Source organism: Klebsiella ornithinolytica, assembly GCF_030505655.1.
In the GTDB taxonomy this organism is placed as follows: domain Bacteria; phylum Pseudomonadota; class Gammaproteobacteria; order Enterobacterales; family Enterobacteriaceae; genus Klebsiella; species Klebsiella ornithinolytica.
The window spans coordinates 3,874,872-3,900,834 of sequence record NZ_CP130153.1; the positions used below are offsets into that span (position 1 = coordinate 3,874,872).

Below are 25,963 nucleotides of genomic sequence, written 5' to 3' on the forward strand. Positions count from 1 at the left end.
CTCAGCGTTGCCCCTGCGTTGCTGCCACCATAGGAAGATTCAGTCCTTGTTCCGCCGCGCACTCAATCGCGATGTCGTAACCCGCATCGGCGTGACGCATCACCCCGGTCGCCGGATCGTTATGCAGCACGCGGGCAATACGCGCGGCCGCTTCGTCGGTACCGTCACAGACGATAACCATCCCGGAGTGCTGCGAGAAGCCCATCCCGACGCCACCACCGTGATGCAGCGACACCCAGGTCGCGCCGCTGGCGGTATTGAGTAAGGCGTTCAGCAGCGGCCAGTCGGAGACGGCATCGGAGCCATCACGCATGGATTCAGTTTCGCGGTTCGGGCTGGCAACCGAGCCAGAGTCAAGGTGGTCACGACCAATGACGATCGGCGCAGACACTTCACCGCTGCGGACCATTTCGTTAAAGGCCAGCCCCAGCTTCTGGCGCCACTCCAGCCCCACCCAGCAAATACGCGCCGGCAGTCCCTGGAAGCTAATACGCTCACGCGCCATATCCAGCCAGTGGTGCAGATGCTGATCATCTTTGATGATCTCTTTCACTTTGGCGTCGGTTTTGTAGATATCCTGCGGATCGCCGGAGAGGGCCACCCAGCGGAACGGACCGATGCCGCGGCAGAACAGCGGGCGAATATAGGCCGGGACAAAACCCGGGAAGTCGAACGCATTGTCGACGCCCATCTCCTGCGCCATCTGGCGGATATTGTTGCCGTAGTCGAAGGTCGGTACGCCCATTTCGTTGAAGGCCAGCATCGCCTGAACATGGTCGGCCATCGAACGCTTGGCCGCCAGAATCGTCCCCTGCGGGTCGGATTCAGCTTTCGCCTGATACTCTTCCCAGGTCCAGCCTTTCGGCAGATAGCCATGCAGCGGATCGTGGGCGCTGGTCTGGTCGGTGACCATATCCGGGCGCACGCCGCGCTTCACCATCTCCGGCACGATATCGGCGGCATTGCCGCACAGAGCGATAGAGATAGCCCGGCCTTCGGCGGTGTATTTCTTGATGCGGGCCAGCGCGTCATCCAGCGAGGTGGCCTGCTCGTCAACGTAGCGGGTACGCAGACGGAAATCGATCCGGCTCTGCTGACATTCGATATTCAGCGAGCAGGCGCCTGCCAGGGTCGCCGCCAGCGGCTGTGCGCCGCCCATACCGCCCAGACCGGCGGTGAGGACCCAGCGCCCCTTCAGGCTGCCCTGATAGTGCTGACGTCCGGCTTCGACGAACGTTTCGTAGGTGCCCTGCACGATGCCCTGGCTACCGATATAGATCCAGCTGCCCGCGGTCATCTGGCCGTACATCGCCAGACCTTTTGCATCCAGCTCATTGAAATGTTCCCAGGTCGCCCAGTGCGGGACCAGGTTGGAGTTGGCAATCAGTACGCGCGGTGAATTTTCATGGGTTTTAAATACGCCAACCGGCTTACCGGACTGCACCAGCAGCGTCTCATCGCTTTCCAGGTTTTTCAGCGCCTTCACGATAGCGTCATAGCATTCCCAGTTACGCGCCGCGCGACCAATACCGCCGTAGACCACCAGCTCATGTGGGTTCTCGGCAACATCGGGATCGAGGTTGTTCATTAACATACGCAGCGGTGCTTCGGTCAACCAGCTCCTGGCATTCAACGTCGTGCCTCGCGGTGCACGTACGTCTTGCTGGCGATATTTGCTTTGCGACATCGGGGTTTCTCCTGACAATTAACGTTGTTTACGTAGATACATATACTTGTCTATACAACTCTACGCAAGCCAGGATTTAACAGAAATGATACAATTTTGTTATATTGCGTCAGCAATCACGCTTTTGCCGACGCAGACGATTGTCAGGAAGTGAAGTGGCCCTGCAGCCGGTAGCGGCTACCCGGGAACAGAAGACGGGCGTGGGAAACAATATGCGTGGTAGACCAGGTACGGCGCCGGATCAGCAGGCAAGGATCGTGGGCATGGATATGCAGCAGTTCGCACTCTTTGGCGCTGGCCTGTACCGCTTCGACGATGTGCTCGCCTTCGGTTAACGGCGCAATCAGCGACAGGTAATCATGCGGTGTGGTGACGGTATAGTCCTGATGTAAATACGCCGGCACCACCGCCGCATTGACGCAGCGGTCTTCAATCTGTACCGGAATGTCGTTTTCAAAATGCACCATCAGAGAGTGAAAAATCCGCGTTCCTTCGGCGACATTCAGCGCAGCCGACTGGATAAGATCGGCTTCGGTCTCTTCCAGCAGCAGCACCTCGCAGCGGTGCTGATGGCGACGGGAGATAATCTCGTCGGCGATGCTCCGCACTTCAAACAGCGCCGACTGCCCTTTCGGCTCCGCGACAAAGGTACCGACACCCTGCAAACGTACCAGTAAACCTTCATCCGTGAGTTCACGCAGCGCCCGATTGATCGTCATGCGACTGAAACCAAACTGGGCCACCAGTTCCGCCTCGGAAGGAATGCGGTCGTGGGGACGCCAGACGCCGCGCTGAATCTTTTCGCTGATCGCCTGCTTCACCTTTTCATAAAACGGGGCAGGCGCGGTTCGAGATTGCTGTGAAAACATAGCCTGACTTTCCTTATACTCAATGGGCGGCGAAACGGTCAGAATATACTGAATCGTCAGCGCCACCAATGGGCGATTTGCCATGCCAGCCGGGCCGCCGCACGGGCCCCCTGGCTGTCAATGTCAAACTGCGGATTAAACTCCACCAGATCCACCGCCTGCAGTTTTCCGCTGCGGCATAACGGTTCAACGATGCGCAGCAGGATCGCCAGCGGAATGCCCAGCGCCGCAGGCGCCGAGACCGCCGGCATTTCGCGCGCCGGCAGCACATCCAGATCGATGGTCAAATAGAGCCTGTCGTAGAGGGCAATATTACGCGCGATTTCCGGCGCAACCTGCTGATCATAGGCCTGCAGAACGTCCAAATCCTCCACGACCCGCACCTCGCGACGCGCCGCTTCATCCCACAGCGCCTGGGTGTTCGCCGCACGGCTGGCGCCGATACAGGTATAGTGAAAGCCGCGCTGCTGCGCGTCGCACTCCAGCGCCAGCTGGCGGAACGGCGTACCGGAGCTGGCCTGCTCAGCGATGCGCAAATCCAGGTGCGCATCGAGGTTAATGATCCCGACCTTCTCTCCGGGGAAAGCGTCGAGCACTCCCGCGCCATGACCGAATGCCGTCTCATGCCCGCCGCCGAGAACCAGCGTGCGTTTGCCTGCGCGCAGGCAGGCGGCCACCGCTTCGCGCAGCGCCTGCTGGGCGGTCTCCAGCCCTTCACCGGCGACGCCGATGGTGCCCATATCGACACAGCGCTCGTGGCCGCTGTGGCTGGCCATATTCGCCAGCGCCCGGCGTAGCGTTTCCGGCCCCTTTTCGGCCCCGGTACGTCCGCGGTTACGGCGAACGCCTTCATCGCAGGCAAACCCCAGCAGGGCAATATCCCCCGGTAACGCCTGTGGTGCAAAACGTTCGGCCCGCACGATAGTCTGAAACAGGCGCAGCGCATTGGCGGCTTCCGCGCTGTCGTCACGCCCTTGCCAGATATCGGCGGGGGTCGGTTGCCACAATGTCATTGCATTTCTCCTCGCACAACGCGATGCCAGAGCGGGCTCCGCCCCGGTTCATAGACCATTTCAACCGGATGTTCAGCATCCCAGATAGCAAAATCGGCAACAAACCCCGCCGCCAGCTGGCCGTGGCTATTCTGGCGCCCCAGCGCCTGCGCGGCATGACGCGTCACGCCCGCCCACGCCTCTTGCGGAGTTAAGCCAAATTTGACGCAGGCCATGTTCATCGCCAGATGCAGGCTGGCAAAGGGGCTGGTACCCGGATTGTAATCCGTCGCCACCGCCATCGGCACCTGATACTGACGCAGCAGCTCGACCGGGGGTTTGCGGGTTTCATTGAGGAAATAGAACGCGCCGGGCAGCAGCACCGCCACCGTCGCGCTGCGGCTCATCGCCGCAACCCCCTCTTCCGTTAAATATTCGATATGATCGGCCGAGAGCCCCTGATAACGGCTCACCAGCTGCGCGCCGCCCAGCGAAGAGAGCTGTTCAACATGCCCTCTGACCGGAATACCGCGGGCCTGCGCGGCCTGGAATACGCGTTCAGTCTGCTGCGGGCTGAAGCCGACGTTTTCGCAGAAAACATCAACGCTTTCAAACAGCCCCTCCTCCCACAGCGTCGGCAGCAGGGTTTCACACACCAGCGTAATATAGGCGTCCGGGCGGTCTTTATATTCCGGTGGCGTGGCGTGAGCGGAGAGCAGCGTCGGCGACAGCTCGACCGCATTGTTCTGCGCAAGCTGGCGCGCCACGCGCAGCATTTTGCGCTCGTTTTCCAGATCCAGCCCGTAGCCGGATTTAATTTCAAGCGTGGTCACTCCCTCGCGAAGCAGTCGCTCCAGCCGCTGCTGAGCCAGCGCTAACAGCTGCGCTTCGCTGCTTTCACGGGTGGCGCGCACCGTTGAGTTAATGCCGCCGCCATTGGCACTGATCGTCTGGTAGGAGACGCCGTTCAGACGCTGCTCCCACTCCTGCGCCCGACTACCGCCGAAGACCAGATGGGTGTGGCAATCAATCAGTCCCGGCGTCAGCAGCCTGCCGCCAAGATCAATACTCGGCCCGGCCGGGGCCTCATTTTCAGGCACAATGGCTTCAATCCGGCCATTGCGAACCAGCAGCGCATGACCATCCCGCAGGCCGTAAGGCTGCGAATCATCAGGGTTGAGAGTGGCGAGGCGGGCATTTCGCCAGATAACGCGATCGGAGGTGGCTTCAGTCATACCAGTCAGCTTGTCATGGGTTGTATAGACATTTATTTTCATTCCACGCGGAATGTCAATAAAAGCAGAGGGAATTGTTATTTTTTTGTGACCGGACGCGGGCGAAGCTCCGGCCATCTGCCCGGTTCAGGCGAACTTTTTCGCGCAGCGTCTTCCCGTTTCGCTCGACTTAGTATAAAAAGCAGGTTTTAAAGGACGTTATACGCGTAATTCATTCCTTGCCGGCCTGACGCCGCTTGCATGTTTTTTGTATAATGCCCTCCCCAAATCATTCGGGTTGCTTTGCGGCGGAAATCAACAAATACGCCAACAGAGAGGCAGCCTGAAGAATGACAGGTCTTGTTAATTGATTCTTGCCCGGAGCAACATGAACACATTCTCAGTTTCCCGCCTGACGCTGGCACTGGCTTTTGGCGTGACGTTATCCGCCTGTAGCTCAACCCCTGCCGATCAACAGCCCTCGACGCAGACTGCGCCGGGCACCGCCTCTCGCCCTGTGTTGACCGCTGATGAAGCGAAAAACTTCACGCCGGCAAGCTATTTCCAGTCCCTGGATCCAAACGCCGCGGCGTGGACCCCGGCGGCCATCAGCATACCGTCTCAGCCTGACTTCGTCGTCGGCCCGGCGGGCGCTCAGGGCGTGACCCATACCACCATTCAGGCTGCGGTTGATGCGGCTATCGCCCGCCACTCCGATCGTCGTCAGTTTATTGCGATTATGCCGGGTGAATATACGGGTACCGTTTATGTCCCTGCGGCACCCGGTGCGCTGACGCTGTACGGTACCGGCGAGAAGCCGCTGGATGTGAAAATCAGCCAGGCTATTGACTCGGAGATGGACGTGAACACCTGGCGCCACCTGGTCAACCCGGCCGGTAAATATATGCCAGGTAAACCGGCGTGGTATATGTTTGACAGCTGCCAGAGCAAACGCGCCGCCACCGTCGGCGTGATGTGTTCAGCGGTATTCTGGTCGCAGAACAATGGTCTGCAGTTGCAAAACCTGACCATCGCCAACAACCTCGGCGACAGCGTGGATGCCGGGACTCACCAGGCCGTTGCGCTGCGCAGCGATGGCGACCAGGTCCAGATTAACAACGTCAACATTCTGGGTCGCCAGAACACCTTCTTCGTCACCAACAGCGGCGTGCAGAACCGTCTGCAAAACGATCGCCAGACCCGTACCCTGGTGAGCAACAGCTACATTGAAGGCGATGTTGATATCGTTTCCGGCCGCGGTGCCGTCGTGTTTGATAACACCGATTTCCGCGTCGTGAATTCACGCACCCAGAAAGAAGCCTACGTCTTTGCACCGGCAACGCTGAAAAGCGTCACCTACGGCTTCCTGGCCGTGAACAGCCGCTTTACCGCCTCCGGCGACGGCGTGGCGCAACTGGGACGCTCTCTCGATGTCGACAGCGCCACCAGTGGCCAGGTGGTAATCCGCGACAGCGCCATCAATGAAGGCTTTAACGTGGCGAAACCGTGGGCCGACGCGGCAATCTCCAGCCGCCCGTTCAGCGGTAACACCGGCGCCGTAGATGCGAAGGGCGTGCCGCAGCGTAATCTCAACGACAGCAGCTTCAACCGCATGTGGGAATACAATAACCGCGGCGTGGGCAGCGTGGTTGTCGCCGAACCGAAGCAGTAAATCTTCACGAGGGGGGAGCGCGTCTCCCCCTTTTTTCTCTCTTTTTCCCTCTCTTTTTCTGAGCGACGTTCTCTTTCGCGACTTACTCTTCTGCTTTTTCCTCCGCTCCGCCTCCTCAATTCATCGCTAGCGCAGCCGCTTCTCTTGCGCGTGCAAAAAATAGCGTTTTCTGGCGAATAAATATCCCCGCTGATGCGTTTACTCTCTGTAAGAACACAACGGCCATCCGGCACGGTTCCCCCCGACAGGGAGGCCGCCGGGTTACCCGCATCGTTGCTCCTGGAGACGAAAAATGAACACCCTTATCTCATCAATTCTGCCGGCTTCGCGCCGCTTAATGGTCCCGGCACTGCTATGTTTGTTCTATGCATCGCCGTCATTCGCCATGGGCGATAACAGCACCCAGAGCAAAACGCCGGACTGCCCCAGCGGGCAGGTATATGACAGCGTCAGCAAGCAGTGCGTCCCGGATAAAACCAGCAGTCTTAGCGATCAGGATAAAACCAACTACGCCTATCATCTGGCGAAAAAAGGGCAATATCAGGCGGCACTGAACCTGCTGGATTCGCTGAAAAACGGCAATACCGCCGAAGCCTGGAACTACCGCGGCTATGCCACCCGTAAGCTCGGACGGACGGATGAAGGGATTGGCTATTATCAGCGCGCGCTGGCGCTTGAGCCCAACTACGCCAAAGCACGTGAATATCTTGGCGAAGCGTGGATGGTAAAAGGCCGCCGGGATCTGGCGCAGGAACAGCTGAAAGTGATTTCCGGAATTTGCGGTCAAAGCTGCGAGGAGTATCGCGATTTGCAGGCCGCCATTAACGGACATCCGGAATCCTGAAGCCCACCGCGAGGGTAAAAAAATTACTACCAGCGACGTTCGCTCACAGCTTGCCGCACATCTGGCCCGTCTTTGGCGCTACGGGCTGATTCTGTCGCACAATCGCGATATTGCCGAAGAGCTGGTTCAGTCAACCTGTGTTCGCGCGCTCGAACGGAGCGCGCAGTTTACGCCGGGCACCCGCATCGACCGGTGGCTGTTCACCATTCTCCACTCCATCTGGATTTCCGAGCTGCGGGCGCGTCACGTCCGAATGGGGCAAGGCTTCGTCGAAAACGACCCGCAGCTTGCCACCGACGACCGCGAAATGAATGAAGATCATCGCCAGTATCAGCAACTTATGCGCCGGGTCAGCGCCCTGCCGGAAGCCCAGCGCAACGCGGTGTTTTTAGTTTATGTTGAAGGTTTTACCTATCAGGAGGCGGCCGATACGCTATCGGTCCCCATCGGTACGGTGATGAGCCGGCTGGCGGCGGCGCGATCGACGCTGGCAAAAACGCCCGCTACCGCCGCTGCAGCCAGGGAGAAACGCCTGTGAAATCATCCTTTTTTACTCCGCCCTATGGCGATGAGGCCATTATTGCCTGGCTGGATGGCGAAATGAGCGCTCCCGACGCTCTCCGCTTTGAAGCCGCCTTCAGAGAGGATCGGCAGCTGGCCGCGCGCACCGCCGAACTGAAGAGCATCCCGCGGAATTATCAGCAGGCGTTTGCCCCGCTGCTGGAACAGGCCCCCGTCGCGCGCATGCAGAACCGACTTGATGCCCATCTGGCGGCAATGCCCGCGCCGGACAGCGCTGCACCTCCCCCGGCCTTTAGCCGCCGCGCCATGATTGCCGCCTCGCTCGCGTTTTTACTGATCGGCAGCGGCTTAGGCTATCTGGCTCGTCCCGCTCCCGGCGAACCTGATGAGAGCGAAAACATTCGCGATCTCGAGGCCCGTTACATGTCGCTGTATAGCGCGGAAACCCTGCTCGATATAGACAGTTCACCGGCGATATTACAGCGCGGCCTGACGCGCACCGCCGAAGATATCGGTTTAGCGCTCAACCCGCAGCAGCTTGCGCTGCCGGGCGCCGAGCTAAAAATGGTGCGCATTCTGCGTTACGAGCGCACCACCATTGCGCAGATCGCCTGGATTCACGCGGCGTATGGGCCGATGGCGCTGTGCATCTCTGCGGCCAGCCCGCAAAACGAGACCAGGATAGTCGCGGAACGGCGGCACGACATGAACCTCGCCTGGTGGCGCGCTAACGGATATCAGTTCGTGCTGATTGGCCGCAATCCTCGCGCACAATTGCACGATAACGCCCGCAAACTGCAGGACTTACTGTCATAGGCAACGTCGCCCTTCGGGGCGATGACCGGCGATAGCGGGCGATGATTCGCTCAACATCGCTGAGAACTGCCGTCGGCCATCGCATCCGGCCGCTAAATATTTTTCACCCGGCGAAACTTTCTTTCTCACTCCGGCGAACTGTATAGCAGAGTCACCTGACCAGAACGCCCTGACATCGCTGGAGCTAATAATGAAACTGATGAAAAACCTTGCTCGTTCTTTGACCCTGACCGTCGCGCTTGGCCTGTCCGCCACCGCGTTTAACGCCGGCGCGGCGCTGCCCGTCGGCGCAAAAGCCCCTGCTTTCGAACTGCAGGGCGCCTTAGCCGGTAAACCGATCGCCTTCTCCCTGCAGCAGGCTTTGCAAAAGGGGCCGGTGGTGCTCTATTTCTTCCCGGCGGCATTTACCGCCGGCTGCACCATTGAGGCCCACGCTTTCGCCGAAGCCACCGATGAATTCAACAAAATGGGCGCTACCGTCATCGGCGTCACCGCCGGTAACACCGATCAGGTCAGCGATTTCTCTAAACTGGAGTGCCGCGATAAGTTCGCCGTCGCCGCGGATCCGGGGGCAAAAGTCGCCGCGCAGTATCAAACGCTGATGGAGATGAAAGGTAAGACCGTTTCTGACCGGACTTCATTTGTCATTGCGCCGGACAACACGATTCTGCTCAGCTACACCGATCGAAATCCGGATGCCCATATTGAGAAGACCCTGGCCGCGGTCAAGCAGTACGACGCCGCCCACCCGCAAACCCACTAAGCGAAGAGGCCAGCGATGCTCACCGCCATGCTGGCCGCCTTTATTGGCGGCATCATACTCAACTTTATGCCCTGCGTTTTTCCGGTCATCTCCCTGAAAGCGCTCGGGCTTCTGCGCCATGCGGATAACGCCGTGGGCGCTCGTCGCGAAGGGCTGGCTTTTTTACTTGGTGTGATGGTCACCATGATGCTGTTGGCCGGTGTTCTGCTGGCTGCACGCGCCGGCGGCGTCGCTGTCGGCTGGGGGTTCCAGCTGCAATCGCCGCTGGTGATTGCCCTGCTTTCGCTGGTGATCCTCGCCGCTGCGCTGAACCTGCTGGGGGTGTTCGAGGTCGGGCTATCGGCGCAGCGTGTCGGCGCTCTGGATATTGGCCGCGGCGCCTTTTTACGCTCGGCGATGACCGGCGCGCTGGCAATCGTCGTTGCAACCCCGTGCGCGGCGCCGTTTATGGCCAGTGCGATTGGCTATGCGCTGGTGCAGCCGCCGGCCACCGCGCTGGTCGTGTTTTTTGCCCTCGCGCTCGGCTTTTCCGCTCCGTTCACCCTCGTCTCACTGTTTCCGGCGCTGGCTTCTCTCCTCCCCCGTCCTGGCGGGTGGATGGATATTCTTAAACGTGCGCTGGCCTTTCCGATGTTCGGCGCTTACGCCTGGCTGGTTTGGGTGCTGGCGCAGCAGGCCGGTAGCAGCGCGCTGGCGACGCTACTGGCGGCCTCCGTGGTGCTGAGCTTTGCTGCCTGGCTCTATGGTATCGCCCAGCAGCGCCGCTTTCAGGGCAAAGGGCATAAGCGCCTGTTCGCCGTCACCGGCCTGCTCGCCGTCGCGGTTATTGCCCCGCTGGTCGGTCTGATTCAGGCTGATTCCGTGTCGCCCGGCGCACAGACTGTCGCGACCGCCGAAACCGCTGCGGAAAAATGGACGCCGCAGGCTGTCGAGGCGCAGCGCGGCCACGGCAAAGCGATCTTTGTTAACTTCACCGCCTCCTGGTGTATCACCTGCCAGGTTAACGAAAAGACATCGCTTTCAACCCAGGCCGTAAAAGAGGCGCTGGCAAAAACCGGGACGCTGTATATGGTGGCAGACTCGACTAAATTTAATCCGGACGTCGATGATGCGCTGAATCAATTTGGTCAGGGCGGTCTGCCGCTGTACGTGGTCTATCCTGCCGATGGCGGGCCGCCGAAAGTACTGCCGCAGCTCCTGACTCCGGGCATCGTCGTGAACGCCCTGAACCAGGCAACCGGCAAAAAAGCATAAACGCAACAAGGCGGATTATGGAAATAAACGACAGCGCGCGTGAAAGCTGGCCCGCGCTAATGGAGCAGGCGCAGGCGGGCGATCAGCTCGCCTACACCCGGCTGTTAAAAGCGCTGGTTCCGGTCATTCGTTCGCAGATACGTAAGCGAATCGCCGACGACGCGTTAGTCGAAGATGTGATTCAGGATGTGCTGCTGACGGTGCATCGGGTACGCCATACCTACGATCCGAGCTACCCTTTTTTGCCCTGGCTGATGGCGATTATTTCGGCGCGGGCCGTTGATGCGCTGCGCCGTCGCGGCCGCTATCAGCAGTGGGAGATCCCCGAAGAGACGCTGCCGGAACCGGCAACGTCAGCAGATCCGCAAAAGCGGGATAGTCGGGAGGAGCTGGCGGGCTATTTGCGCCAGCTCCCCTCCCGCCAACGAGCCATTGTGGAGCATGTCCATCTGCGCGAAATGAGCCTGACGGAAGCCGCTGCACATAATAATCTGAGTGTCGCCGCAGTGAAATCGCTGCTGCATCGGGCGCTGAAAAACCTGCGCCGTTTTGGAGCTCATCATGACTAATCATGACCTGTTAATTGACAAACTGGGGCGCGACATGCGGCCGGTGAAACGCCTGCCGTCGACCGGCAGGCGGGTTCTGACCTGGCTGGCAGCGGCGCTGCCGTGCGCGGTTGCCGCCAGTTTCCTTGTGCAACGCAGTCCGACCGACTGGTCACAGCCCGGCGCCCCTCTGGCGGTGGTGCAGCTGCTGCTGGCTTTTGTGCTCGGCGCGCTGGCGATTCGCAGCGCCTTCACGATGAGCATTGCCGGCCGGCGTTCGCTCAGCTGGAAAGCCCTGCTGCCGATTGGGCTGATGTGGCTGGGGTTGAGTATCAGCAGCATTCCCTATCCGGCGCTGCGGGTGGCGGAGAGCGACAGCACGCCCTGCTTTACCTTTTTGCTGGTGGTCAGCACGCCAATGATGGCGCTGATGATCGCCAGTCTGCGCCGCACCCGAACGCTGCATCCGGTGCGCAGCCTGGCAATGGCGGGACTGGGCATTGCCAGCGTGGCGGTCAGCCTGCTGGCGTTTTGCCATCCGGTGCATCTGCACCCGATGGATTTTGTCATGCATCTGGCGGCGATAGTCACAATCGTGGCGCTGACGGTGTTGGTTGGCAGGCGCTGGGTGGCGCTGGATTAGCGGGCGTTCTCTACCGCTCATCGCTGCGCTATCGGGTCTGGTCATCCATCAGGTTGATGGCACTTTGTTTGCCGGCGCTTCAGACTACGCTAACCGATAAAAAACCTCGCCGCGGCGAGGTTTTTTATCTCAGCAACTTAGTAAGCGTTAACGACCACCCACATTGGCCCCTGACCGACGGCATAGCGCCCTTTCTCTGTCAGCAGCCCCTGCTCACCGACGATCTCATAGACCGCAATATGGTGTGATTTCTGCCCCGCAGCGATCAGATATTTACCGCTGTGATCGAGATTGAAACCGCGCGGCTGCGCCTCCGTCGGCTGATACCCTTCAATGGACAGCACGCTGCCATCTTCGGATACGCTGAAAATGGTGATGATGCTGGCGGTACGGTCACAGGCGTACAGATGACGGCCATCCGGCGTCAGATGAATATCCGCCGCCCAGCGTACGTCGGTAAAACCGGCGGGCATCATATCCAGCGTCTGGACGCACTCAATTTCGCCATGCGGATCTTTCAGCTCCCAGACGTCAACGGAGCTGTTCAGTTCATTCACGCAGTAGCCGTATTGCTGATTCGGATGGAACACCATGTGACGCGGGCCAGCCCCTTCAACGGTGGTCACTTCCGCCGGTTCTTGCGCCGCGAGGAAGCCATCATCGCTGAGGGTAAACAGGCAAATACGATCCTGTTTCAGCGCCGGGACCCACAGGGTGCGGTTGTCGGGCGAAATATTGGCCGAGTGACACCCTTCCAGCCCTTCCACAACGGCCACCGTTTCACCCGGCAGACCATCGATCAGCGGAGTAACGCTCACGCAGCCGGCGTTATAGGACGCGCTGAAGACAAAACGGCCCTGATGATCGGTCGAAATATGCGTCGGGCTGCCCGGCAGCGCCGCTTCGCCGGCGAAAGTCAGCGCGCCGTTATCGGGCGCAATGCGGTAAGCCAGGACGCGAAACTCCGGACGTACGCCAACGTAGAGATACTCTTTATTCGGGCTCACCACCATCGGCTGAACCTGACCCGGGGCATCCACAACCTGAACAAGCTTCAGGTTACCCTCAAGATCGAGACTCCAGACATGAATCTGCTGGCTTTCCGGGCTGGCGGTATAAACGGTTTGTTTCATGACTGCTCCTTTCCTCACTGCACAGGGAAAACGTATACATTTCATTCATCAAGCTGCTGAGCTGATGCAATGTATAGACTCTTTTAACGGTAGATGCTGAAAAATTTGCCCCGCAGGCATAGCGGTGTACCATCATGCCAGGCAATTTTTTCATCATTAACCGGAAACAACACATGACATCACGCGTGATTGCACTGGATTTAGACGGCACCCTGCTCACCTCCAACAAAACTATCCTGCCCGCCTCGCTGGAAGCCCTGGCCCGCGCCAGAGCGGCAGGGTTCCAGGTGATCGTCGTCACTGGCCGACATCACGTCGCTATCCATCCTTTTTATCAGGCACTGGCTCTGGATACACCTGCAATTTGTTGTAATGGCACTTATTTGTATGATTATCAGGCAAAAAAGGTTCTGCAGTCCGATCCGATGCCGGTTGATAAAGCGTTGAGCCTGACCGATATGCTCGCCGCGCACGATATTCACGGCCTGATGTATGTCGACGACGCAATGCTCTATGAACGTCCGACCGGGCACGTTATCCGTACTAGCCGCTGGGCACAGTCGCTGCCCGTCGAGCAGCGTCCGGTGTTCACCCAGGTCGCTTCGCTGGCGCAGGCCGCCCGCGACGTCGAGTCGGTGTGGAAGTTTGCCCTCACCGATGAAGATATACCTAAGCTGGAGCAGTTCGCCCTTGATGTGGGTCAGACGCTGGGTCTGGAGTGCGAATGGTCGTGGCACGATCAGGTCGATATCGCCCGCGCGGGCAACAGCAAAGGCAAGCGCCTGACGCAGTGGGTGGAAGCACAGGGCCTGTCCATGCAGGACGTGGTGGCCTTTGGCGATAACTATAATGACCTCAGCATGCTGGAAGCCGCCGGAACCGGCGTAGCGATGGGCAATGCGGTTGAGGAAGTCAAAGCGCGCGCCAACGTGGTCATTGGCGAAAACGAAAGCAACAGTATTGCCGACTTCATCAACCGCAACCTGCTGTAATCAGGCGGCAATCGATACGCTTTTAATCTGCGCATACAGCCATTGACCTGGCGTGACCCCCAGGTCATCTCTGGCCCACGGGCTGATGCGCGCCCACAGCGGACGGCCGCTGACGTTCAGCTGCACTTCGATCTGTCCGTGTGTTTCAAGACACTGCACGACCCGCGCCGGCAAAATATTGCGAATGCTGGTCTGCTGCGGCTGTTCGAGCACCAGCGAGACGTCGGAGGCCTGAATGCGAATTCGCGTCGCCTCGCCGATTGGCCGATCGAGATAGTTCACCCAGATCTGCTGCTCGCCCAGCGCCAGCGCGGTCATGGCATAACGGGGATGCTGTGCGGCAACGGACACGTTCAGTATTGTGCTCTGCTGATCCGGCGGCAGCCACGGATGCATCACGCTGCTGCTCCATACCTCCTCCAGATCGCCAAAGGCTTTGACGCTCCCCTCCTCCAGCACCAGCACCTTATCCGCCAGATGTTGAATCTCATCAAGCGAGTGGCTGACGTAGAGCATCGGGATATGTATTTCCCGCGCCAGCCGCTGCAGGTACGGCAGAAGCTCACGTTTACGAGGGATATCCAGCGAAGCCAGCGGCTCATCAAGCAGCAACAGCTCAGGTGCGGTGAGAAGCGCTCTGCCAATCGCCACACGCTGCTTTTCTCCGCCGGACAGCCCCCCCGGCAGGCGATCAAGCAGCGGTTCGATACCGAGCAGCGCCACCAGTTTATCAAACTGACCGGCCATACTTTTCGCCATGCCGTACTTCAGATTGCCGCGCACCTTATAGTGCGGAAACAGGCGTGCATCCTGAAACACATAGCCAACACGCCGCTTTTCCGGGGCCAGGCAGATGCGTTTTTCCGTGTCATTTAAAACCCTGCCGTTGAGCACAATTCGCCCTTTCTGCGGCCGGGTCAGGCCGCTGATGGCATTAATCAGGGAGGTTTTGCCTGCGCCGGAGACGCCAAAAACGGCGGTGATACCGCTGGCAGGCAGCGTTTCATCGATACTCAGGCAGTGGCTGCCCAGCGTCTGGGTAAAATGGAGTTCAAGCATGGTTATTTCCCCGTCCGCACGCGGCTGAGCCGCGCCAGCCATTCAGAAACCAGCAGCGAAACCAGCGCCAGCACGATGGAAATCAAACATAAGCGCGCGGCGGCCCCTTCGCCGCCGGGGGTTTGAATCAGGGTATACATCGCCGAAGGAATAGTGCGCGTTTCTCCCGGGATATTGGAGACAAAGGTAATAGTGGCGCCAAACTCCCCTAGCGAACGGGCGAAGGCCAGAACGGTACCGACGATAATGCCCGGCAGCGTCAGCGGCAGCGTTATCGTAAAAAACACCCGCCAACGGCCCGCCCCCAGAGTTCGCGCCGCCTGTTCCAGCTTCACGTCCACCCCTTCCAGCGCCAGACGAATGGCCCGCACCATCAGCGGAAATGACATGACCGCCGCCGCCAGCACCGCCCCGCGCCAGCTGAAGGCAAAGGTCAAACCGAACCAGTCATATAGCCAGCTGCCGATAAAACCGCGCCGACCCATGGCAATCAACAGCAGGTACCCCACTACCACCGGCGGCAGCACCAGCGGCAGGTGGATAATACTGTCGAGCAGCGCCTTTCCGGGGAAATTGCGCCGCACCAGCAGCCATGAGATAAAAATCCCAAAAGGTAAGCTTAACACCACCGCCAGGGATGAGACTTTCAGGCTCAGCAGTACCGCCTGCCATTCGGGATCGCTTAAAATCATTAGCGGGTGGTAAATCCGTATTGTTTGAAGATGGCGGCCGCCTGCGGTCCTTTCAGGTAGTCGTAAAATCCGGTGACGGTGGCATTTTTATGCCCGTCGACGATAGCCAGCGGGTATTCAACTTTCTTGTGCGAATCTTCCGGGAACGTCCCGACCACTTTCACACCTTTGCTCGCCACCGCATCGGAACCGTAGACGATACCCAGCGGGGCTTCGTTACGCTCAACCAGCGCCAGCGCTCCGCGCACGTCTTCAGCCGGTGCCAGTTTCGGCGCCAGCGTCTCCCAGGCACCCAGTTTTTGCAGCGCTTCTTTGGCGTAGATACCTGCCGGCACGTGCTCCGGGTCGCCAACGGCCAGACGGCCGCCTTTCAGCAGGCTGGTCCAGTCGGTTTTGTTGTTAATCACTATGTCGCCCTGCGCGCTGGCTTCAGGCGCGACAACGACCAGGCTGTTGCCAAGCAGCGTTGCGCGCGAGGCGGTATCAATCGCTTTTTTCTCGACCGCGTAATCCATCCATTTCTGGTCGGCAGAGATAAACAGATCCGCAGGCGCGCCGGCTTCGATTTGCCGAGCCAGCGTGGATGAAGAGGCAAACGAGGAGACCACATCGACGTTTTTCTCTTTCTTATAGGCCTTCGCAATATCCTGCATTGCATTCGTTAACGATGCCGCGGCAAACACCGTAATTTTCCCTTCTTCTGCCAGCGCGTGCCCTGCGACGGAAAGTGTTAGCGTCGCTCCGGCAAACAAGCGTAACCATTGACGTGCCATCTGAAACTCCTGTAGTTGCGTTATGTATATGACAATATAACGATAAGATCAGGGTTTTCCCAGCGCGAATTGGTGGTAGCCAGAGGAGGATCAAAAGAGGGTGAAAAAAAGAAAAGAACGAGGAAATGAAAACGCCCGGAAAACCGGGCGCCGGGAAATCAGTTGTTCTGCTGGCCGCGATCTTTGTGACCTGCGCCGGAGAAGATGTTAAACACTTCGCCCAGACCGTAAATCAGACCGAGGATGATGGCCATCACCACCGGGACCATGACAACGGCAAAAACCAGACTTTTCAATAGCTCTAACATGGTTGGCTCCAGAAAGTACGAATGCTTTATTGTAACCGCTTCAGCTGGAAAAACACGCCCCATTTGTGCGGTGGCTGGCCGATAACGGCGACAGATGCATCTTGCAAGATGCCCGCTATCGGTCACAATACTCTTTTTTGCCAGGATATCATTATGCAGGCTGAAATTCTTCTGACCCTCAAGCTACAGCAGCGCCTGTTTGCCGATCCGCGTCGTATCGCCCTGTTAAAACAGATCGATTCCACCGGTTCGATTAGCCAGGGCGCGAAAAACGCGGGCATTAGCTATAAAAGCGCATGGGACGCCATCAATGAGATGAACCAGCTCAGCGAACAGACGCTGGTGGACAGGGCTACCGGCGGTAAAGGCGGCGGCGGCGCTGTGCTGACCCGCTACGGACAGCGGCTGATCCAGCTGTACGATCTGCTGGCGCAAATTCAGCAAAAAGCTTTCGATGTGTTGAGCGACGACGATGCCTTGCCTCTCGACAGCCTGCTGGCCGCTATTTCGCGCTTCTCGCTGCAGACCAGCGCGCGTAACCAGTGGTTTGGTACCATCACCGGTCGCGACCACCAGCAGGTACAGCAGCATGTCGACGTGCTTCTTGCCGATCGTCAGACCCGCTTAAAAGTCGCTATCACCGCGCAGAGCGCAGAGCGCCTTGGCCTGGATGAGGGTCAGGAAGTGCTGGTGCTACTGAAGGCTCCCTGGGTGGGGATGACTCAGGATCCGGCGGTTGCCAAAGAGGCCGATAACCAACTCGCCGGGCGGATCAGCCATATCGAATACGGCCCGGAACAGTGTGAAGTGCTGATGGCGCTGCCTGATGGCCAGAGTTTGTGCGCCACCCTACCGCTGGAACAGACCCGAAAACTGGCAGAAGGTGCTGAGGCGATAGCATATTTTAATGCCGATCGAATCATTCTCGCCACGTTATGCTGACGGCATTGACATTGCGCGCGTGACGTCGTATCCCTGTGGCAAATCGCTGCAAAAAGTGGGATACACAATGTCATCATTGCAAATTTCGCAAGGCACGTTTCGCCTGAGCGACACAAAAACGTTAAAAATCGAGCACCTCACCGTTGGCGCTGGCGAGAGCTGGGCCTTCGTCGGCAGCAACGGCAGCGGGAAGTCGGCGCTGGCTCGCGCGCTGTCCGGTGAGCTCACCCTGCTGTCCGGCCAGTATGAAAACCGCTTTTCCCGGGTAACCCGCCTCTCCTTCGAACAGCTGCAGAAGCTGGTCAGCGATGAATGGCAACGCAACAATACGGACCTACTCAGCCCAGGCGAAGAGGACACCGGCCGCACGACGGAAGAGATTATTCAGGAAGAGTCCAAAGACGCCGCCCGCTGCGCGCGTCTGGCGGAATTGTTTGGCATTACTTCTTTGCTCCAGCGCCGCTTTAAATACCTTTCCACCGGAGAAACGCGTAAAACGCTGCTCTGTCAGGCGCTGATGACGCAGCCGGACCTGTTGATTCTCGATGAGCCGTTTGACGGCCTGGACGTGGCTTCCCGCCAGCAGCTTGCCGGGCTGCTGGCGCGGTTGCACCTCGAAGGGCTCACGCTGGTCCTGGTACTCAACCGCTTCGACGAAATCCCGTCGTTTGTCCAGTTTGCCGGCGTGCTGGCCGATTGCACCCTGAGCGAAACCGGCGAAAAGCAGGCGCTGCTGCAACAGGCGCTGATTGCCCAGCTGGCGCACAGTGAAAAACTGGCTGGCATGAGCTTACCGGAACCAGACGCCCCCGCCGCCCGCCATGCTCTCGACGCCGGGGCCCCGCGCATCGTCCTGCGGGATGGCGTGGTGTCATACAACGACCGGCCGATCATCGAGCGCCTGAGCTGGACGGTTAACCCCGGTGAGCACTGGCAGATCGTCGGTCCCAACGGCGCCGGGAAATCGACCCTGCTCAGTCTGGTGACCGGCGACCATCCGCAGGGCTACAGCAACGACCTGACCCTCTTTGGCCGCCGCCGCGGCAGCGGTGAAACCATCTGGGACATCAAAAAGCATATTGGCTACGTCAGCAGCAGTCTGCATCTTGAGTACCGCGTCAGTACCACGGTTCGCAACGTGATCCTGTCGGGTTATTTCGACTCTATCGGTATTTATCAGGCCGTTTCTGATAAGCAGCGCAAGCTGGTGCAGAACTGGCTGGATATACTGGGAATCGACAAACGTACCGCCGATGCGCCGTTCCACAGTCTCTCCTGGGGACAACAACGGCTGGCGCTGATCGTCCGGGCGCTGGTGAAGCATCCGACGCTGTTGATTCTTGACGAGCCCCTGCAGGGACTGGATCCGCTTAACCGTCAGCTGGTACGGCGCTTCGTGGATGTTTTGATTAGCGAAGGTGCCACTCAGCTGCTGTTTGTCTCCCATCACGCCGAAGATGCGCCGGACTGCATTACCCATCGTCTGGAGTTTGTGCGCAGTGGAGACGGTTACACTTATCAGGTCGGTCCACTCACGGACTGAGCCAAAACAGGGGGCCATGCCCCCCTGTTTTTTTTCAGAGAAATAACCAGAAAAACAATCAACATGCTGTTTTTAAACACTAAAAAGTAAAAATATCGCATTGTGTCTTTTAGTGTAAGCGATTCCACCAATTTGGCCTGTGTCACACTTTCCACTTCTTTGATATGCTATCTTCATCACACACGATAAGCCTATTGGAGCGAATCATGAAAGTACTGGTTACAGGTGGTAGCGGTTACATTGGAAGTCATACCTGCGTTCAACTGCTGCTGCAGGGACATGAAGTGATTATTCTCGACAATCTCTGCAACAGTAAGCGCAGCGTATTGCCGGTCATTGAACGTCTCGGCGGGAAAACAGCCACCTTTGTCGAAGGCGATATTCGTAATGAAGCGCTGATGACGGAAATTCTGCACGATCACGCTATTGAAGCAGTGATCCACTTTGCCGGCCTGAAAGCCGTCGGCGAATCCGTCGCGAAGCCGCTGGAATACTACGACAATAACGTCACCGGTACACTTAAATTAGTTTCCGCCATGCGCGCCGCTGGCGTGAAGAACTTTATTTTTAGCTCCTCCGCGACCGTCTACGGCGATCAGCCGAAGATCCCTTATGTCGAAAGCTTCCCGACCGGTACGCCGCAGAGCCCGTATGGCAAAAGCAAGCTGATGGTCGAACAAATTCTGACCGACCTGCAAAAAGCCCAGCCGGACTGGAGCATTGCGCTGCTGCGTTACTTCAACCCGGTCGGCGCGCATCCGTCAGGCGACATGGGCGAAGATCCGCAGGGTATCCCGAACAACCTGATGCCTTATATCGCGCAGGTGGCCGTTGGTCGTCGCGAATCGCTGGCCGTTTTCGGCAATGATTATCCGACCCCTGACGGTACCGGCGTACGCGACTATATCCACGTCATGGACCTCGCCGACGGCCACGTTGCGGCGATGGAAAAACTGGCGGGCCGCGAAGGCGTACACATTTATAACCTCGGCGCAGGCGTCGGCAGCAGCGTCCTCGACGTGATCAATGCCTTCAGTAAAGCCTGCGGAAAACCTGTTAATTACCACTTCGCGCCGCGCCGCGATGGCGACCTCCCGGCCTACTGGGCGGATGCCGAAAAGGCCGACCGCGAGCTGAACTGGCGCGTTACGCGCGACCTTGACGAGATGGCGCAGGACACCTGGAACTGGCAGTCCCGTCATCCGCAGGGTTACCCAGACTAAGGAACCGTCATGAGCGTATTTAACCCCGTCGACCATCCGCATCGTCGTTATAACCCGTTAACCGGGCAGTGGATTCTGGTATCACCGCATCGCGCCAGGCGCCCCTGGCAAGGGGCGCAGGAAACGCCGGCAAAAGCAACCTTGCCGGCGCACGATCCGGATTGTTTTCTGTGTCCGGGTAACACCCGCGTCACCGGCGACACGAACCCGAATTACACCGGTACCTACGTGTTTACCAATGACTTTGCGGCATTGATGACCGACACGCCCGATGCCCCGAATAGCGACGATCCGCTGATGCGCTGTCAAAGCGCACGCGGCACCAGCCGGGTCATCTGCTTCTCGCCGGATCACAGCAAAACGCTGCCTGAGCTGAGCGTTGAAGCGCTGGAAGAGGTGGTTAATACGTGGCAGGAACAGACGGCTGAGCTGGGCCAAACCTATCCGTGGGTGCAGGTGTTTGAGAATAAAGGCGCGGCGATGGGCTGCTCCAACCCGCACCCGCACGGCCAGGTCTGGGCCAACAGCTTCCTGCCAAATGAGGCGGAACGCGAAGATCGTTTGCAAAAAGAGTATTTCGCCGCTCAGGGTTCGCCGATGCTGGTGGATTACGTTCAGCGCGAATTAGCCGACGGCAGCCGGACTGTCGTCGAAACAGAACATTGGCTGGCGGTCGTACCTTACTGGGCGGCCTGGCCTTTTGAGACGCTGCTGCTGCCGAAGGCACACATTCAGCGCCTCACCGATTTAACCGCAGCCCAGCGTAGCGATCTTGCGCTGGCGCTGAAAAAGCTGACCAGCCGTTACGACAACCTGTTCAAGTGCTCATTCCCTTATTCCATGGGCTGGCACGGGGCGCCGTTTAATAACGAAGAGAATAATCACTGGCAGCTACACGCTCACTTTTATCCGCCGCTGCTGCGCTCTGCGACGGTGCGTAAATTTATGGTCGGCTACGAAATGCTGGCTGAAACTCAGCGCGATTTGACGGCTGAACAAGCCGCCGAACGCCTGCGGGCAGTGAGCGACGTCCATTTTCGCGAATCCGGAGAATAACAATGAGTCTGAAAGAGAAAACCCAAACCCTGTTTGCTGAAAAGTTCGGCTACCCTGCGACCCACGTTATTCAGGCACCGGGCCGCGTCAATCTGATCGGCGAACATACCGACTACAACGACGGCTTCGTGCTACCCTGCGCGATTGATTATCAGACGGTGATCAGCTGCGCGCCGCGCACGGACCGTATTGTCCGGGTGATTGCCGCCGATTATGACAATCAGAGCGACGAGTTCTCCCTTGATAAGCCGATTGTCAGCCACGAGACCCAACAGTGGTCAAACTACGTCCGCGGAGTGGTGAAACACCTGCAGAAGCGCAATAACCATTTTGGCGGCGCCGATCTGGTGATCAGCGGTAATGTGCCGCAGGGGGCGGGGTTAAGCTCTTCCGCTTCGCTGGAAGTGGCCGTCGGAACCGTGTTCCAGCAGCTGTATCATCTGCCGCTGGACGGGGCGCAAATTGCCCTCAACGGCCAGGAAGCGGAGAACCAGTTCGTCGGCTGCAACTGCGGCATCATGGACCAGCTTATCTCAGCGCTGGGTAAGAAAGATCACGCGCTGCTGCTTGACTGCCGCACATTAGGAACCAAGGCCGTCTCGATGCCGAAAGGCGTCGCGGTGGTGATCATCAACAGTAATTTTAAACGTACTCTGGTCGGTAGCGAATACAACACCCGTCGCGAACAGTGTGAGACCGGCGCGCGTTTCTTCCAGCAGCCTGCGCTGCGCGACGTCAAAATCGCCGAGTTCAATGCCGTTGCCCATGAGCTGGATCCGGTGGTTGCGAAACGCGTCCGCCATGTCCTGACCGAAAATGCGCGTACGCTCGAAGCCGCCACCGCGCTGGAAAAAGGCGACCTCAAGCGTATGGGTGAACTGATGGCGGAATCTCATGCCTCGATGCGCGATGATTTTGAAATTACCGTTCCGCAAATTGACACGCTGGTGGAGATCGTCAAAGCCACCATCGGCGATACAGGCGGCGTACGCATGACCGGCGGCGGATTTGGCGGCTGCGTCGTGGCGCTGGTGCCGGAAGAGTGCGTTGATACCGTTAAGCAAGCCGTCGCGCAGCAGTATGAAGCGAAAACCGGCATCAAAGAGACCTTCTACGTGTGCAAACCGTCACAGGGGGCCGGCCAGTGCTAAACCAAACGACAGACCTGGCGCCGGACGGGCAGCCGTGGAATCTGATCACCCTGCGGAATAATGCCGGGATGGTGGTCACGCTGATGGACTGGGGCGCAACATTATTATCCGCCCGGGTACCGCTGGCCAACGGCGAAGTACGCGAAGCGCTGCTCGGCTGCGCTTCGCCGGAAAACTATACCCGCCAGGCGGCCTATCTCGGCGCCTCCGTGGGCCGCTATGCTAACCGTATCGCCAACAGCCGGTTTACTCTCGATGGCCAGACGATCCAACTGACCCCTTCTAACGAAGCCGGTCATCAGCTGCACGGCGGGCCAGACGGCTTTGACAAACGTCGCTGGCAGATCGTTAGCGCCGACGAACATCAGGCGCTGTTTGCCCTCGCTTCTGATGACGGCGACCAGGGTTTTCCCGGCAACCTGAAAGCCACGGCACACTACCGTCTTACTGAAGATAACCGCATCGCTATTGAGTATCGTGCGACGGTTGACAGGCCCTGTCCGGTCAACCTGACCAACCACGTCTACTTCAACCTCGACGGCGGGCAGACGGACGTCCGCAATCACCAGCTGCAAATTTTCGCCGACAGCTACCTGCCGGTGGAGAGCGACGGCATTCCGGGCGGCCATTTGCAGGATGTCGCCCGGACCAGCTTCGATTTTCGCTCGCCGAAAACCGTAGCGGTCGATTTTCTTCGCGATGCCGATCAGCAGAAAGTCAAAGGGTATGATCATGCTTTCCTGCTACAGGCAAAAGGCGATGCCCGCAAGGCGGCGGCCCATGTCTGGTCTCAGGATGGTCAACTGCAGATGGCGGTATATACCTCCGCCCCTGCCCTGCAGTTTTATTCTGGTAACTACCTGGGCGGTACGCCGTCGCGTACCGAACAGCCGTACGCCGACTGGCAAGGCCTGGCGCTGGAGAGTGAATTTCTGCCGGATTCACCCAATCACCCGGAATGGCCCCAGCCCGACTGCATATTGCGCCCGGGCGAGGAGTACGTCAGTCTGACGGAATATCAGTTTATTGCCCGATAAGTCCCCGCCCTCCTGATGGAGGGCTTTTTTTTCGCCATTTTGCTGCAAATTACGCCACTTACAGACAAAAATATAACCGCCGTTTTACAAGCATCTTACACTGAGCCACTATTTTCGCTATGGTTAGGGATAAGCATTGCCGTGGCTCAAATTGCGGCAATATAATGAGAATTGTTATCATTCAAACAAAGCTTGAGGAGTAAGTGTATGGCTGTAACTAAGCTGGTACTGGTCCGTCATGGCGAAAGCCAATGGAACAATGAAAACCGTTTTACCGGTTGGTACGACGTCGATCTGTCCGAGAAAGGCGTAGGTGAAGCAAAAGCGGCAGGTAAACTGCTGAAAGACGAAGGCTTCAGCTTCGATTTTGCTTATACCTCTGTGCTGAAACGTGCCATCCATACTCTGTGGAACGTCCTGGATGAACTGGATCAGGCCTGGCTGCCGGTTGAGAAATCCTGGAAACTGAACGAGCGTCACTACGGGGCATTGCAGGGTCTGAACAAAGCTGAAACCGCTGAGAAATACGGTGATGAGCAGGTTAAACAGTGGCGCCGTGGCTTTGCCATTACTCCGCCGGAGCTGACCAAAGACGACGAGCGCTACCCGGGCCACGATCCGCGTTATGCTAAACTGACCGATAAAGAGCTGCCGGTAACCGAAAGCCTGGCGCTGACCATCGAGCGCGTTGTGCCTTACTGGAACGAAACCATTCTGCCGCGTCTGAAAAGCGGTGAGCGCGTGATTATCGCCGCTCACGGCAACTCCCTGCGTGCGCTGGTGAAGTACCTGGACAATATGGGCGAAGACGAAATCCTTGAACTGAACATCCCGACCGGCGTACCGCTGGTTTATGAGTTCGATGAAAACTTCAAACCGATCAAACACTACTATCTGGGCAATGCGGATGAAATCGCTGCAAAAGCCGCCGCGGTAGCAAACCAGGGTAAAGCGAAATAATTATCGCCAGCCATAAAAAAAGCGTGGATTCGTCCGCGCTTTTTTATTGGCTCTGAATCCCGGCGTCGCGACGCTCTGCCGGGCCAGACGGCGGATTAACCGCGACGGGCTTTTACCGCATCCGCCAGCTGACGCAGGATGGTATCGGTATCTTCCCAGCCGATGCAGGCATCGGTGATGCTTTTGCCATAGGCCAGCGGCACGCCGCTCTCCAGGCTCTGGCTACCTTCCACCAGATGGCTTTCAATCATCACGCCCATAATTGCCTGCTCGCCGCTGGCAATCTGCCGGCAAACATCGGCGCCTACTTCCATCTGTTTTTTAAACTGCTTGCTTGAGTTTGCGTGGCTGAAATCAATCATGATCTGCGCCGGCAGGCCCGCTTTCGCCAGCCCAACCTTCACTTCAGCAACGTGCTTCGCGCTGTAGTTCGGCTCTTTGCCACCGCGCAGAATGATATGACAGTCGCTGTTGCCGCTGGTATTCACAATCGCCGAATGGCCCCATTTGGTCACTGACAGGAAGCAGTGCGGCGCGCCGGCGGCGTTGATCGCGTCAATTGCCACTTTTATTGTCCCGTCGGTCCCGTTTTTAAAACCTACCGGGCAAGAGAGGCCAGATGAAAGCTCGCGATGCACCTGGGATTCCGTGGTGCGTGCGCCGATGGCGCCCCAGCTCATCAGGTCAGCGACGTACTGCGGGGTGATCATATCGAGGAATTCACCCGCCGCAGGCAGTCCGCTGTCGTTAATCTCCAGCAGCAGCTTACGCGCAATGCGCAGGCCGTCGTTGATGCGGAAGCTGTTATCCATATGCGGATCGTTGATTAACCCTTTCCAGCCAACGGTGGTACGCGGTTTTTCAAAGTAAACGCGCATCACCACTTCCAGCTCGCCCTTCAGCTCTTCACGCAGCGTCAGCAGGCGTTCAGCATACTCTTTCGCAGCGGCAGGATCGTGGATAGAACACGGGCCAATCACCACCAGCAGACGATCGTCGTTGCCTTTCAGGATCTGATGGATCGCTTTACGAGCGTGCGCCACGGTGTTAGCAGCATTTTCGGTCGCGGGGAACTTTTCCAGGAGGGCAACGGGAGGTAATAATTCGTTGATCTCTTTAATACGTAAATCGTCGTTCTGATAATTCATTTTCTTTCCAGCGTTGCCATACTTAATCAATTGTGTGCAATGCTTTCAATCTAACTCGCCGTCAGAAAAGTGTAAACAGACTTTTACAGTCACAAGGGTAATTCACTGATTAAACAGATAAA

Annotated in this window: 26 protein-coding genes; 16 read left to right on the forward strand and 10 right to left on the reverse strand. The window is 58.1% G+C overall.

Annotation, left to right across the window (positions count from 1 at the left end; genetic code table 11):
• Position 1: 1 nt before the first annotated feature.
• The 4 genes from hutU to hutI form a co-directional block, all read right to left on the reverse strand.
• On the reverse strand, positions 2-1,687 hold the full coding sequence (hutU, locus tag Q1L34_RS18485; RefSeq protein WP_032716926.1) for a urocanate hydratase: 1,686 nt from the start codon (positions 1,685-1,687) through the stop codon (positions 2-4).
• A gap of 143 nt (positions 1,688-1,830) precedes the next feature.
• Positions 1,831-2,556 (reverse strand): histidine utilization repressor, encoded by a 726-nt coding sequence (locus Q1L34_RS18490; protein ID WP_099144840.1) that lies wholly within the window; start codon positions 2,554-2,556, stop codon positions 1,831-1,833.
• A 56-nt stretch (positions 2,557-2,612) separates the two neighbouring features.
• Positions 2,613-3,569 (reverse strand): formimidoylglutamase, encoded by a 957-nt coding sequence (hutG, locus tag Q1L34_RS18495; protein ID WP_004859753.1) that lies wholly within the window; start codon positions 3,567-3,569, stop codon positions 2,613-2,615.
• Positions 3,566-4,900, reverse strand: a complete 1,335-nt coding sequence (gene hutI / locus Q1L34_RS18500; protein ID WP_164489297.1) for an imidazolonepropionase — start codon at positions 4,898-4,900, stop codon at positions 3,566-3,568. The genes hutG and hutI overlap by 4 nt, the downstream gene beginning before the upstream one ends.
• Before the next feature lie 250 nt (positions 4,901-5,150).
• On the opposite strand from hutI, the gene Q1L34_RS18505 reads away from it, so the two are divergent.
• The 8 genes from Q1L34_RS18505 to Q1L34_RS18540 all read left to right on the forward strand — a co-directional run bounded on the left by Q1L34_RS18505 (position 5,151) and on the right by Q1L34_RS18540 (position 11,824).
• The gene (locus Q1L34_RS18505) at positions 5,151-6,434 is read left to right on the forward strand and encodes a putative acyl-CoA thioester hydrolase (protein WP_075808797.1); all 1,284 of its coding nucleotides are present in this window, start codon (positions 5,151-5,153) and stop codon (positions 6,432-6,434) included.
• 292 nt (positions 6,435-6,726) lie between these two features.
• Positions 6,727-7,278 (forward strand): tetratricopeptide repeat protein, encoded by a 552-nt coding sequence (locus Q1L34_RS18510; protein ID WP_004859748.1) that lies wholly within the window; start codon positions 6,727-6,729, stop codon positions 7,276-7,278.
• Positions 7,265-7,816 carry a sigma-70 family RNA polymerase sigma factor gene (locus tag Q1L34_RS18515; protein WP_071824637.1) on the forward strand — a complete coding sequence of 184 codons (552 nt, stop codon included), beginning with the start codon at positions 7,265-7,267 and terminating at the stop codon, positions 7,814-7,816. Before Q1L34_RS18510 ends, Q1L34_RS18515 begins: the two co-directional genes overlap by 14 nt.
• Positions 7,813-8,616 (forward strand): anti-sigma factor family protein, encoded by an 804-nt coding sequence (locus Q1L34_RS18520; RefSeq protein ID WP_099144560.1) that lies wholly within the window; start codon positions 7,813-7,815, stop codon positions 8,614-8,616. Before Q1L34_RS18515 ends, Q1L34_RS18520 begins: the two co-directional genes overlap by 4 nt.
• 190 nt (positions 8,617-8,806) lie before the next feature.
• Positions 8,807-9,379, forward strand: a complete 573-nt coding sequence (locus Q1L34_RS18525; RefSeq protein WP_032716916.1) for a peroxiredoxin — start codon at positions 8,807-8,809, stop codon at positions 9,377-9,379.
• Between the two features lie 15 nt (positions 9,380-9,394).
• Entirely contained in the window at positions 9,395-10,633 is a 1,239-nt protein-coding gene (locus Q1L34_RS18530) for a protein-disulfide reductase DsbD family protein (protein WP_015584860.1), read from the forward strand.
• Positions 10,634-10,650: 17 nt separating this feature from the next.
• The gene (locus Q1L34_RS18535) at positions 10,651-11,202 is read left to right on the forward strand and encodes a sigma-70 family RNA polymerase sigma factor (protein WP_004859737.1); all 552 of its coding nucleotides are present in this window, start codon (positions 10,651-10,653) and stop codon (positions 11,200-11,202) included.
• Complete coding sequence (locus Q1L34_RS18540; RefSeq protein ID WP_306124516.1) at positions 11,195-11,824, forward strand: NrsF family protein; 630 nt, start codon at positions 11,195-11,197, stop codon at positions 11,822-11,824. The genes Q1L34_RS18535 and Q1L34_RS18540 overlap by 8 nt, the downstream gene beginning before the upstream one ends.
• Before the next feature lie 137 nt (positions 11,825-11,961).
• On the opposite strand, the gene pgl is transcribed toward Q1L34_RS18540, so the two are convergent.
• Positions 11,962-12,957 carry a 6-phosphogluconolactonase gene (gene pgl, locus Q1L34_RS18545; RefSeq protein WP_054829419.1) on the reverse strand — a complete coding sequence of 332 codons (996 nt, stop codon included), beginning with the start codon at positions 12,955-12,957 and terminating at the stop codon, positions 11,962-11,964.
• A 173-nt stretch (positions 12,958-13,130) separates the two neighbouring features.
• Between pgl and Q1L34_RS18550 the strand changes: the two genes are divergently transcribed.
• Entirely contained in the window at positions 13,131-13,949 is an 819-nt protein-coding gene (locus Q1L34_RS18550; RefSeq protein ID WP_152308783.1) for a pyridoxal phosphatase, read from the forward strand.
• Here Q1L34_RS18550 and modC read toward each other — a convergent pair whose 3' ends face one another.
• The 4 genes from modC to Q1L34_RS18570 all read right to left on the reverse strand — a co-directional run bounded on the left by modC (position 13,950) and on the right by Q1L34_RS18570 (position 16,781).
• Positions 13,950-15,008 carry a molybdenum ABC transporter ATP-binding protein ModC gene (gene modC / locus Q1L34_RS18555; RefSeq protein WP_015584861.1) on the reverse strand — a complete coding sequence of 353 codons (1,059 nt, stop codon included), beginning with the start codon at positions 15,006-15,008 and terminating at the stop codon, positions 13,950-13,952.
• 2 nt (positions 15,009-15,010) lie between these two features.
• Positions 15,011-15,700 (reverse strand): molybdate ABC transporter permease subunit, encoded by a 690-nt coding sequence (modB, locus tag Q1L34_RS18560; RefSeq protein ID WP_004859726.1) that lies wholly within the window; start codon positions 15,698-15,700, stop codon positions 15,011-15,013.
• Positions 15,700-16,473 carry a molybdate ABC transporter substrate-binding protein gene (gene modA, locus Q1L34_RS18565; protein ID WP_004859724.1) on the reverse strand — a complete coding sequence of 258 codons (774 nt, stop codon included), beginning with the start codon at positions 16,471-16,473 and terminating at the stop codon, positions 15,700-15,702. The genes modB and modA overlap by 1 nt, the downstream gene beginning before the upstream one ends.
• A 158-nt stretch (positions 16,474-16,631) precedes the next feature.
• Positions 16,632-16,781, reverse strand: a complete 150-nt coding sequence (locus tag Q1L34_RS18570; RefSeq protein WP_004859721.1) for an AcrZ family multidrug efflux pump-associated protein — start codon at positions 16,779-16,781, stop codon at positions 16,632-16,634.
• Between the two features lie 153 nt (positions 16,782-16,934).
• Between Q1L34_RS18570 and modE the strand changes: the two genes are divergently transcribed.
• From modE to gpmA, 7 genes are all read left to right on the forward strand, one after another.
• Complete coding sequence (modE, locus tag Q1L34_RS18575) at positions 16,935-17,723, forward strand: molybdenum-dependent transcriptional regulator (protein ID WP_004859720.1); 789 nt, start codon at positions 16,935-16,937, stop codon at positions 17,721-17,723.
• Between the two features lie 67 nt (positions 17,724-17,790).
• The gene (gene modF / locus Q1L34_RS18580) at positions 17,791-19,266 is read left to right on the forward strand and encodes a molybdate ABC transporter ATP-binding protein ModF (RefSeq protein WP_032717173.1); all 1,476 of its coding nucleotides are present in this window, start codon (positions 17,791-17,793) and stop codon (positions 19,264-19,266) included.
• 206 nt (positions 19,267-19,472) lie between these two features.
• Positions 19,473-20,489: a UDP-glucose 4-epimerase GalE gene (gene galE / locus Q1L34_RS18585; RefSeq protein ID WP_048024142.1), complete on the forward strand. Its 1,017-nt coding sequence runs from the start codon at positions 19,473-19,475 to the stop codon at positions 20,487-20,489.
• A gap of 9 nt (positions 20,490-20,498) precedes the next feature.
• Positions 20,499-21,545 carry a galactose-1-phosphate uridylyltransferase gene (galT, locus tag Q1L34_RS18590; protein WP_015584864.1) on the forward strand — a complete coding sequence of 349 codons (1,047 nt, stop codon included), beginning with the start codon at positions 20,499-20,501 and terminating at the stop codon, positions 21,543-21,545.
• A gap of 2 nt (positions 21,546-21,547) precedes the next feature.
• On the forward strand, positions 21,548-22,696 hold the full coding sequence (galK, locus tag Q1L34_RS18595; RefSeq protein WP_137056462.1) for a galactokinase: 1,149 nt from the start codon (positions 21,548-21,550) through the stop codon (positions 22,694-22,696).
• Entirely contained in the window at positions 22,690-23,733 is a 1,044-nt protein-coding gene (gene galM / locus Q1L34_RS18600; protein ID WP_054829420.1) for a galactose-1-epimerase, read from the forward strand. Before galK ends, galM begins: the two co-directional genes overlap by 7 nt.
• A gap of 207 nt (positions 23,734-23,940) precedes the next feature.
• Positions 23,941-24,693, forward strand: coding sequence for a 2,3-diphosphoglycerate-dependent phosphoglycerate mutase (gene gpmA, locus Q1L34_RS18605; RefSeq protein WP_004859709.1), 753 nt, complete (start codon positions 23,941-23,943; stop codon positions 24,691-24,693).
• 95 nt (positions 24,694-24,788) lie between these two features.
• Here gpmA and aroG read toward each other — a convergent pair whose 3' ends face one another.
• The gene (aroG, locus tag Q1L34_RS18610) at positions 24,789-25,841 is read right to left on the reverse strand and encodes a 3-deoxy-7-phosphoheptulonate synthase AroG (protein ID WP_004859708.1); all 1,053 of its coding nucleotides are present in this window, start codon (positions 25,839-25,841) and stop codon (positions 24,789-24,791) included.
• Positions 25,842-25,963: the final 122 nt, after the last annotated feature.